Consider the following 8,994-nt stretch of genomic DNA (forward strand, 5'->3'; position numbering starts at 1 on the left):
CGAGATTACTCTGTTCCATTTCAGCGGTGGGTTAAACACGGGTGGACAGGTCGCGCGTCTATCGGCCGGAGCGGCCGATAGACAGAGATGATCGACCGAAACGAGAGAATCCGAGGTGGTCGGTAGCCGTGAGCGACGAGCCTCGCGGTCTGGCTGTTAGTGATCGGTTCGCCGAGTACCTCGAACGGTTTCGAGAGCGCCACCCGCTGGATGCGGATCTGGCGGAGAAGTACGGTCTGCCCACCGGAAACGGGCATTTTCGCAGACTGATGGCTCAAACACAGACGAGCGACGGCTACGGTGGTACAGCATGAGGTTCAAGACGATTTTCACGGCGCTGCTCGCGACGTTGCTGGTAACGTCGCTGGCCGCGCCGGCGGCGATGGCTGCACCAGACTTCAACGAGAACGCGAGCGCGGCGCAGAACCCGTACATCGAGGCGGACGTGACGGTCGAGAACTTCGACCGCGAGACGATGTCGCCGGGTCAGTACGAGGACGACTCCGGCGAGATCGCGACGCTCCCCGCGACCGTTAACCAGAGCCAAGACGTCGACGACATCGCCACTGGAACGGTCAACCCGTACGGCTTCGTTGCGACTGACGTTCACTTCGAGGACGGTGCTGCGTTCCCGCACGCTGACGAGAACGTCAGCGCGGTCCACAACGAGAGCCGATGGACCGTCGACGAATCGGGCACCGCGGGCTCGATGACGGTCGCCGACTCTTCGACCGCGCCGGGCGTCGAGGCGCTCGAAGTCTCGACGAGCTCACAGACGAGCGGCGACACGGCGACCGCGAGCTTCTCAGACGTGTCGATCACCTCGGATGCGCAGAAGCGGTACCTGCAGGCGATGCTCGACGTGAACACGCTCGACTCTGGTGCGACCGTCGAGATCCGCGCCGTCGACGCTGACGGCGATTACGTGACCACGATGGTTAACGCGAGCGCGTCGGCGAGCGACGACGACGTGATCGCGACCGGCACCGGCGAAGGCTACGTTATCCAAGAGCAGGTCGGGGCACTGACCACGCAGGGCAGCGGCGACGGCACGATGGCGGAGATCCAGTCGATCGATGTCGTCGTCACGGATGGAAACGCGACGGTGCAGCTGTCGGCGCTGAACGCGGACAAGACCTCGGAGTGGTCGCTCGGTGACAAGCGGGTCGACACCGACGATGACGACGACTTCGAGACCGAGACGATCCGCGACGTGAGCGAGCCGGGTGCGGTGCAGGTCTACGACATGGACACGCTCGGTTCGGCCTTCGCGAACGCGGAGATCGCAGGTCTCGAAATGCCGATGCACTTCCGCGCGTCGGACCTCGAAAGCGACGAGCAGGAAGTCAACGTGAGCTTCGCGGCCGCAGAGTCGTACCCGAGCTTCGAGCACCGGATGGAGGCGTACTACCGGCTCGAACTGCCGTCGGCCTACGACGTGAGTTACGCGAACGCAGCGCTCAAACAGGACGTGACCGTTCCGAACTCGCGGTACCAGACCGTCGAGGTCTCGGAGGGTGCATCTGACACCGAGTTCAGCGAGATCAGCGGTTGGACCAGCGTCCTCGGCTCGATAGCCTCGCAGGGCGATACGGTGACGCTCGACGATACGATCCAGCCGGGACAGGAAATCGGCTACCACGCGACCGTGCTCGTCACGGGCGACGAGAAGAGTGCTGTCGAGCAGCTCGGTGGCGTCGGACAGTTTGAGTCGTCTGGCGGCGGGATCTGGGACATGATCATCTCGCCGTTCGGAGCGGCCGCTGGTGTCGTCAGCGCACTACTGGCTCGCGTGAAGGGGCTGATCTAGGATGGCCCAAGGCACCGACTGGGTTGGACGGCTGAACGATGTGAGTCAAGTCGAGAATATCGACGGGGCGCTCACACGGCTGCTGTTCCTCCCGATAGCGGCGTTCTTCATCCAAGCCGCGAACGCGGTCGAGGCCATCAGCAACGTCTTCATCAGCCCACTCGGAGCGTTCGCCGACAACTTGGCGGCGATCGTCACGGCGCTTCTCGGTGACGGTGCCGCTGGAATAATCGAAGCCGGTGCCGAGGCGTCACAGGCCGACGTATCGGTCTTCGGGATCGGTGGTTTTCCAGTGGCGCTGGGGGTCGCCCTCTCCGGCGCGTTCATCCTCTCGTGGTACCTCTCGCGGCAGGACACGAGCGACACGATCCCGTTCAGCTTCACTGACATCCCGTTCATCGGCGTCGAAGAAGACCCAGAGGAGGGGTAACCGATGTCAGCCCGTGACGACTTCTGGGAAAGCGGGCTCCCGTTCATTAGTAACGCAGACGGCAGGCGGGTCGACTGGACCGACGTCGGGTTGTGGTCGTTCACCGTCGTGTTGACATCGTTCTTCAGCAAGGTGGCAGACACCGTCGCGACGCTGTGGAACGTGCTCGTAATCGACCGGGCACGAGACATCTCGGCGGCGTACACCGGCTTCGTCGACAGTGTCTTCTCGCAGGGACTCGCCGCGCAGTCGTTTAGCTCGGCGACAGGGCTTGCGTCTGACACGGGTCTCATCGGCGCGGTAGTGATCGTCGCGGCCGGCGGGTACCTGATCGCGTTGCTCGTCGGGGTGATCCGCGATGAGTGACGACGGCGGGCTCAGCCGCAGTGTCATCGAGGACATCGTGAGAGGCATCGTGACGAGCATCTTCGGCGGGCGGGCGCGTATCAACACGCTCGTTGCATTCGCGACCAGCCCGCTGCGGTTTCTCCGAGCCCGGGTGATTCCGGTGGTCCTCGGCGCGATCTTCGGGTTCGCGTTTGACCTCGCGAACATCATCGCGCGGCCGTTCGACTCGGTGATCGGCTCGCTTGGACTGTTGAGCGGGTCGCTGTCGACGGCGACACAGGCGATCACGAATCCACTCGGCGATGTGCTAGCGCTCGGATCCGGTCTGCTGTTGTCGGCGACGGCACCGCTCGGACCGCTGCAGCCGTTCGCAGTAGCGGTGCTGACGATCGCGATAGCGTACGGCGTGTTGATAGCCGGGAGTCGGGTCCTGCGAGCAATCGCCGACTCGGTCCCCGTGCTGTCGGGGGTCGAGACCTTCCTCTTCGGGTGATTACGAATGGAACTTAGAGACCTACTGACGCAACCGACGGCGGTCGCGACGGCGACCGGTGGAGCCTTACTGCAGTTGCTGGGGGTAACATGGCTCGACCCGGTCGCGAGCGTCGTGGTCGCGAACATCGGAACGGTGTTCACGGCACTATCGATCAGCGGCTTCACGATCGCGCCGGAAGTGGCGTGGCTCCCTGAAGAGATGCTGACGAAGCTGACGCTGCTCGCTGCGGCCGTCTACGTGGTGACGCTGCTGGATCGGCTTTCAGACCAACTCAAACAGAAACTCAACAATGACGACAGCTAACGCGGACAGACAGACGTATCGCACGGGAGGTGAACGATGAACCTCCTCGGCACGGTCACGCTGTGGGGATTCGGCGTCGTGGTCGGGGTCATCGGCGTGATGGCGCTGATCTACTGGGTCCTCGATGAGTGGCGCGACGCGGACGACATCAACGAGCTCGTCGAGGGCGTCGGTAACCGCTCGGGCTCGGCAATCGTCGTGACGATGGGCGTCCTGCTGACCATCGGTGACCAGATCATCCAGCTGGTCGCAGACCTCGTCGGGATGATCGATGCGCCGGTCGTAGTCGGTCACGTCGTCGGCGGGATCCTCGGATGGCTCGGTCTCCAAGGCCTGATCACGAACGGTCAGTTCTTGGCTCTCTTCGGGATCGTGACTGTGATCGCGCTCATCTGGCGGGCGTCGAAGACCCGCGGGAGGGGGATCTAGATGGCGCTCCCGATCGACGCGCTCCCGATCGCAGCCGCGCGCTCGATCGCTGGTGCGCTGGTGCTCATCGTCCTGCTCTACTGGACGTACGAGCGGCTGGTCGGCGAGGGTGCCGACCCGGTACTCCGCTCGTCGATGTCGAGCGACACGGGGTCGGCGTCGATCCTGCTGTCCGGGTCGAAGGCCGTGATGGCGCTAGCGCTCGTCTCCGGAGCGCTCCTGCTCGCGCCGATCGCCGGCGGGCCCGTCGTCGACGCGACGCGTCCCGTGCTGCTCGGCCTCGGTGGGCTCGTCGTCGCACACTGGATCGTGGAGAAGGAGGAACGCGAATGACTGGACCCTACCGGCTTCGCGACGCGTTCGGGGACAAAGAGGCGACATGGCAACTCGCCATGACAGTAGCATCGGCTATCGGGCTCGGATTGGCACCTGCAGTCGCGGCTGATCTGTCGTTCGGACCAGCCCTGACGGTTCTGTACTTCGCGTTCTGGACAGGTATGCTCCTCAAGGAGATGAACACGACCGACAGCCGACTCCGGGAGGTGAGTTCAGCGTGATCGGGACCGTGATAGACGCAATCATGGACAGAGTCGACCCGCTTCCATCGGAGCGGTCGTGGACAGACGTGGATACAAGCTCCACAGTATGCATGGAGTGCGGGAACGACTCGAATATCAGGTCCGAACGGCTGCTCACCCGCCACGTTACGTGCTCGAACCCTACTTGTGACAACACCGACGGCTACGTGTTCCGCCCGCTGAAGCTCCCAGTTGTGTCCGCGGTCATGGGCGTACTCGGTGCGGCAACAGCCTTTGTCGCCGGATATCCTGACCTCTGGATACTGGGTGTCGGCGGTGGGATGTTGCTCTCACTGTACCGCGGGACAGCGACACTCGCTCATTGGGGTGGTCTCTGATGGCGACATTCGTCCAAATCGACGAGAAGGCGGGGGCGCTCATCCTCGCAGCGGTGGTTCTCGGCGTGTGGTTCTACATCGCGCCGGACCACGCCGCGTCGACGTTCGTCGGGTTCAAGGAGGCCATCATGGGGGCACTACCATGATCGCGACGATCATCGGCTTCGGCGTGGTTTACATCGCGATCGTGGTCAGTGGTGCCTTTGTCGGCTCGTTCGCGGAGTACGTCTCCGTGGAGCGAAAAATGCCGACACTTCACGCTGGCGCGGTTTTCGTGTCAGCTGCCGCGGGGGCGGTTCTTGCTGTCCCGGGCCAGTGGATCATGATCCATCTTCTGGGCGGTGACGGTTCGACGACAGTAGTCAGTGTTGCGGTGTATGCTCTCGCCGCAGCCGCCGCCCAGCGGACGTGGTTCACAACCAGCTACGCGTACAGCCGTGAACTCAAGATGGAGTACGGCGACGGGTGGACAGACCACATCGGCGAGGAGGTGGCCCCGTAGATGCGCCGCCGGATACTCCTCGCCGCGCTCGCGGCGCTACTGCTCGTCGCGCCCGCCATGGCGGTCGCACCAGCCACGGCTCAAGACACGCCCGCACCGTCGAACACGACGGTCGAGCAGAGCAACGCGGACTACTCGCTCGAAGATCTCCGCGGCGGCGGGACCACCCAAGAGGGCGCGCCACCGTCGATGCGTTTCCTCGGTAGCTACGGGAGCGCGACGCTCCGTCACGAACCGGTCGGCTTCGGTTCGTCAGACTGGGAGTACGTCGCTCAGGACACCCGCGTGCAGCAGAACGCGGTGACGCTGCGGACGATCCGCCTCGGCGACCCGAACGAGCAGCTGACGATCAACGTCGTCGGTTGGCAGCGCGGGACGCGCACGCTCCAGACGCAGAACGGGACGACGTCGGAGCCGGTCGCGGAGAACGTGACGGCAACGACGGTCTCCACGCAGCTGGGGCGCGGCTACGACAACGCCGAGGTGCCACTGCCGTCGAGCTTCGGCGAAAACCAGCGGATCACCATGTGGGTCGAGGAGTATCCAGACGCGAGATGGACGTTCAACCACCGGACGATCGCGACGGCACGCAGCATCGACATCAACTCGTGGGGCGATTTCCTCTCGACGTTGTTCTGGGAGATCGGCGTGTTCGCGCTGCCGGCGATGCTGATCGGCGGCTCGCTCGGACGCCGGCACCACGAGAAGGCGATCGTCGGTCCGCAGTGGGGTCTCGTGAAGTGGGGCCTCGCTATCATGGTCCCAGTCGCACTGTTGGCGAGCTTCTTCGCCTTCCAGGGCGCGGTGCTCGCGACGCGGCTGCCCGCGGGGATGGCGCTCGTGTTCGGCGTGCTATCGTACGCTCTCGTGTTGGAGGGGTCTGGCCCGTCGAACCTGCAGAAGTTCCTGTTCAGACGCCAAGACCTCGAAAACGCGAAATCGCCGCGCGGCGAGGACACCCACGATTCGCGATACGTCGACCACGTCGTGAAGACGGGACTGCGGCGTGAGGCGGATCAGGAACTCGTGCTGATCCGGAAGGGGCTGCCAGCGTACATCGCCCGGCTGCGTGGTTCGCTGGCGACGCTCGACGTCTCGGACATCCAGACGCACAAGAAGGGCAAAGAGTCGCCGTACGAACTAGAGATCGAACTGGATCCTGAGTGGGACCTGCACGACGCGCTCGTGCACGCGCCGCCGAAACTTGTCCGGCTGCCGCTCTCGCGAGAGATCGACGTTCCGGGGATCGGGCTGACGACTCTCCCGAACCCGGGCGTCGTTCTGCCGCTTGGCGGCGGCGCGGCGGCTGGCTGGTTCATCTCAGATGCGATGCTCGGGATTCCGGGATTCGGCGCTGTCGTCGGCGCGATCGTCGGGCTACCGTTCATCTACAGAACCGAGAACGGCGGTGCAGAGAGCGAGCCCGCTCCGTACCACTTCACGCAGGCGGAGGCGTCGCTCGCGTTCGAGGCTGGTGAGTACGCGGACGCGAAGCTCCTCGACCAGTACCGCGACATCGCGTGGCGCGAGCGGATGAAGACGCCGCTCGACGCCCGCGACATCGAGCAGAAGTTCGACTCGTCCGTGACGCGTGAGCTGACGAACGCGGAGCTCGGTATCGACGACGACCTCGACGTCGATCCCGAGACGACCGAGCGCAAGGGGGTGGCCGATGACGACTAATCAGACGCGGCCGGCGCTCCCGACGCTGCAGCACGACCAGCGGGCGCTACTCGCACCGAAGCCCGACGACGATCTCGACCACGGCCTTCGAGACGGCTTCCCGGACCGGCGGACTGCTATCGAGTGGTACCAAGCGGCGATCGTGCGGACGCTTGGTCACATCACGGAGCGTTGGGACCCCGTCGGCCTCCTCCGCGATCGGACGCTGCTGACGGCGCTCGTGGTCGGTCCTGAACGCGAGCGGTTCGCGGATGACCCGCTTTCGCTGGAGACGGCGCGGCAGTATCGCCAGCGGCTCGAACGCGTGCTCGTGTTGCCCGCGTTCAACCTCGCGTACAACGCGCTCCGGAAGTCCGCCGGGGAGTATCCTGAGGACGTCCGCAACGACGAGCACGACCCGGAGGGGCAGGAATTCGTCGCGATGCGACCGGCCTTCCAGGTGGCAGACCGACAGCAGCGGGCAGCGATCCAGCGACTATGGGGCGGGTTCGGTTCTGTCGAGGAGCTGCAGTCGTGGCTCCACGACCTCTCCGAGCCGACGAACGGCTCGCTCGACGAGTCGCTCCCGTCGCGTGTCGGACGTGACCCGGTCGCTCGCGAGCACTTCCTCGGACGTGTTGACGCCGACACCGCGCTCGAAGCGGAGCGGCTGGCTCGGAAGTATCGCGAGCGGTTCGCGGTCGCGAAACTGCTCCCCGCGTTCGCAGCCGGTATCAAGCGGCTGGAAGCGGGCGAACTGGCGACACACACCTCTGACGGGCTGACGCCCGGGCAGGGATAATCATGAGTAAGACAGAATCTCAGACGACGAGCGGAGAGACGAAGACGACGAACAGCGACGCAGAGTGGACGCCAGAGCGGTGGGGCTACGGCTGGGGCGAAGGCACCCAGCAGGGTCGCAACGGTAGCGACGAGCCCGCACCGGAGTGGTGGACCGACGCCTACGAGATGCGGATGCGCTTCGGGATTCCGGAGTTCGACCCGGACGCGTTCGAGTACGATGTTTACCCGGATGTGCTGATCCACGAGAAGCCAGCCGAGCGAACATCGAGCGCGGGCGGCACGGACTGGCTCAAGGTCGGCGAGCGCGGGTGCGGGAAGTCGACGGACAACCTGCACTGGTCGTGCCGGCTGATGGACGAAAACGACGAGAAGGTCATCTGGCGCGGTTCACCGAACAGGTCGGAGTGGACACCGTTCGCGGACTGGGCGACCGTGTGGCTGCCGCGTCACTCAGGCGTCGACGCGCGCTGGGTGTTCGAGGACGACACGCGCGAGCCGGAGTCGATCGGCTCCCTCGACGACATCGCACGGTCGGTGCGCTACTACGACGACGTGCTCGATCTCGTCGACCAACTCGGCGACCACCCGGCGGGGACGTTCAACGTGGTCTACCCTGACGCGAGCTTTAGCGGCTGTTCGGAGATCTCGCGGAAGAGCAGCCGGGTGTCTGGAACGCTGCCGTTCACGCCCGAGTGGATTGCTGGAGAGGATGACGAACCGACGCCGCTGACCCACTGGTGGTTCGCGTTCATGCTGGCGCGGATCGAGTTCGCGAACTCGAACGGCTGGTGGTCGTGGATGTTCGACGAGGCGGCGGATCTCGTCCCGCCGAGCGTTGAGCAGGACGAACACAAGACGCACTCGAAGCTGATGCTGTTCCGGAACCTGATGCAGGACTCGCGACGGTCGCGCTTCAGCGTCTACCTGACGATCCACCGGGAGAGCCAGATCAACTGGCGCGTTCGCGAAGAGCACATGTGGCGCGTCGATATGCCGGACAGCACGCCGAACCCGCGCCGAAAGTCGAAGCGGTCGATTCCTCACGGGTTCTCAACCGTGCCGATGATCTCTGACATCATGTCCGACCGGCAGATCGGACAGGCGCTGATGTTCAACGAGCGGAACTTCTCGCTCTACCAGTGGAGCGACATCAAAGCGGACGACGACGGGGAGGGGGTGTTGAAGCTCGGACTCGGTGAGCCGACGTCCACTCCGAGCATCGACGAAGCACAGCGAGATCTCAGCGAGGTGAGCGAGTGATGCAGCTGACATCGAGAGACGGCACGGGTTCGAG

General features: G+C 64.6%; 15 protein-coding genes. All 15 read left to right on the forward strand.

Going from position 1 to position 8,994, the window contains the following annotated elements:
- Window positions 1-128 precede the first annotated feature (128 nt).
- The 15 genes from EP28_RS13920 to EP28_RS00375 are packed head-to-tail and all read left to right on the forward strand — an operon-like array spanning window position 129 to window position 8,960.
- Window positions 129-314, forward strand: coding sequence for a hypothetical protein (locus EP28_RS13920; RefSeq protein WP_155118387.1), 186 nt, complete (start codon window positions 129-131; stop codon window positions 312-314).
- The gene (locus tag EP28_RS00315; protein WP_049982035.1) at window positions 311-1,810 is read left to right on the forward strand and encodes a hypothetical protein; all 1,500 of its coding nucleotides are present in this window, start codon (window positions 311-313) and stop codon (window positions 1,808-1,810) included. Before EP28_RS13920 ends, EP28_RS00315 begins: the two co-directional genes overlap by 4 nt.
- Window positions 1,811-1,850: 40 nt before the next feature.
- Window positions 1,851-2,240, forward strand: coding sequence for a hypothetical protein (locus EP28_RS00320; protein ID WP_155118388.1), 390 nt, complete (start codon window positions 1,851-1,853; stop codon window positions 2,238-2,240).
- 3 nt (window positions 2,241-2,243) lie between these two features.
- Window positions 2,244-2,606: a hypothetical protein gene (locus tag EP28_RS00325; protein WP_049982037.1), complete on the forward strand. Its 363-nt coding sequence runs from the start codon at window positions 2,244-2,246 to the stop codon at window positions 2,604-2,606.
- Complete coding sequence (locus EP28_RS00330) at window positions 2,599-3,081, forward strand: hypothetical protein (RefSeq protein WP_049982038.1); 483 nt, start codon at window positions 2,599-2,601, stop codon at window positions 3,079-3,081. Before EP28_RS00325 ends, EP28_RS00330 begins: the two co-directional genes overlap by 8 nt.
- 6 nt (window positions 3,082-3,087) lie before the next feature.
- Window positions 3,088-3,387, forward strand: coding sequence for a hypothetical protein (locus EP28_RS00335; RefSeq protein WP_049982039.1), 300 nt, complete (start codon window positions 3,088-3,090; stop codon window positions 3,385-3,387).
- Window positions 3,388-3,423: 36 nt separating this feature from the next.
- Window positions 3,424-3,816, forward strand: coding sequence for a hypothetical protein (locus tag EP28_RS00340; RefSeq protein ID WP_049982040.1), 393 nt, complete (start codon window positions 3,424-3,426; stop codon window positions 3,814-3,816).
- Window positions 3,817-4,149, forward strand: coding sequence for a hypothetical protein (locus EP28_RS00345; RefSeq protein ID WP_049982041.1), 333 nt, complete (start codon window positions 3,817-3,819; stop codon window positions 4,147-4,149).
- Window positions 4,146-4,373: a hypothetical protein gene (locus tag EP28_RS00350; protein ID WP_049982042.1), complete on the forward strand. Its 228-nt coding sequence runs from the start codon at window positions 4,146-4,148 to the stop codon at window positions 4,371-4,373. Before EP28_RS00345 ends, EP28_RS00350 begins: the two co-directional genes overlap by 4 nt.
- A complete protein-coding gene (locus tag EP28_RS00355; RefSeq protein WP_049982043.1) occupies window positions 4,370-4,732 on the forward strand; it encodes a hypothetical protein in 363 nt (120 codons plus the stop codon). Before EP28_RS00350 ends, EP28_RS00355 begins: the two co-directional genes overlap by 4 nt.
- Entirely contained in the window at window positions 4,732-4,878 is a 147-nt protein-coding gene (locus EP28_RS13925; protein ID WP_155118389.1) for a hypothetical protein, read from the forward strand. The genes EP28_RS00355 and EP28_RS13925 overlap by 1 nt, the downstream gene beginning before the upstream one ends.
- Window positions 4,875-5,234 carry a hypothetical protein gene (locus tag EP28_RS00360; protein ID WP_049982044.1) on the forward strand — a complete coding sequence of 120 codons (360 nt, stop codon included), beginning with the start codon at window positions 4,875-4,877 and terminating at the stop codon, window positions 5,232-5,234. Before EP28_RS13925 ends, EP28_RS00360 begins: the two co-directional genes overlap by 4 nt.
- Window positions 5,235-6,917: a hypothetical protein gene (locus EP28_RS00365; RefSeq protein ID WP_049982045.1), complete on the forward strand. Its 1,683-nt coding sequence runs from the start codon at window positions 5,235-5,237 to the stop codon at window positions 6,915-6,917.
- Window positions 6,907-7,698: a hypothetical protein gene (locus tag EP28_RS00370; protein WP_049982046.1), complete on the forward strand. Its 792-nt coding sequence runs from the start codon at window positions 6,907-6,909 to the stop codon at window positions 7,696-7,698. The genes EP28_RS00365 and EP28_RS00370 overlap by 11 nt, the downstream gene beginning before the upstream one ends.
- Window positions 7,699-7,700: 2 nt before the next feature.
- Window positions 7,701-8,960 carry a hypothetical protein gene (locus tag EP28_RS00375; RefSeq protein WP_049982047.1) on the forward strand — a complete coding sequence of 420 codons (1,260 nt, stop codon included), beginning with the start codon at window positions 7,701-7,703 and terminating at the stop codon, window positions 8,958-8,960.
- The last annotated feature ends 34 nt before the right edge of the window (window positions 8,961-8,994 follow it).

The organism is Halorubrum sp. BV1, from assembly GCF_000746205.1.
Taxonomy (GTDB): Archaea; Halobacteriota; Halobacteria; order Halobacteriales; family Haloferacaceae; genus Halorubrum.

Bases quoted from the DNA above. Each gene is read 5' to 3' on its own strand.
- EP28_RS00315 (WP_049982035.1), top strand. From the start codon at position 311: ATGAGGTTCAAGACGATTTTCACGGCGCTGCTCGCGACGTTGCTGGTA.
- EP28_RS00375 (WP_049982047.1), top strand. From the start codon at position 7,701: ATGAGTAAGACAGAATCTCAGACGACGAGCGGAGAGACGAAGACGACG.
- EP28_RS00370 (WP_049982046.1), top strand. From the start codon at position 6,907: ATGACGACTAATCAGACGCGGCCGGCGCTCCCGACGCTGCAGCACGAC.
- EP28_RS00365 (WP_049982045.1), top strand. From the start codon at position 5,235: ATGCGCCGCCGGATACTCCTCGCCGCGCTCGCGGCGCTACTGCTCGTC.
- EP28_RS00360 (WP_049982044.1), top strand. From the start codon at position 4,875: ATGATCGCGACGATCATCGGCTTCGGCGTGGTTTACATCGCGATCGTG.
- EP28_RS00335 (WP_049982039.1), top strand. From the start codon at position 3,088: ATGGAACTTAGAGACCTACTGACGCAACCGACGGCGGTCGCGACGGCG.
- EP28_RS00325 (WP_049982037.1), top strand. From the start codon at position 2,244: ATGTCAGCCCGTGACGACTTCTGGGAAAGCGGGCTCCCGTTCATTAGT.
- EP28_RS00330 (WP_049982038.1), top strand. From the start codon at position 2,599: ATGAGTGACGACGGCGGGCTCAGCCGCAGTGTCATCGAGGACATCGTG.
- EP28_RS00340 (WP_049982040.1), top strand. From the start codon at position 3,424: ATGAACCTCCTCGGCACGGTCACGCTGTGGGGATTCGGCGTCGTGGTC.
- EP28_RS00345 (WP_049982041.1), top strand. From the start codon at position 3,817: ATGGCGCTCCCGATCGACGCGCTCCCGATCGCAGCCGCGCGCTCGATC.
- EP28_RS00350 (WP_049982042.1), top strand. From the start codon at position 4,146: ATGACTGGACCCTACCGGCTTCGCGACGCGTTCGGGGACAAAGAGGCG.
- EP28_RS13925 (WP_155118389.1), top strand. From the start codon at position 4,732: ATGGCGACATTCGTCCAAATCGACGAGAAGGCGGGGGCGCTCATCCTC.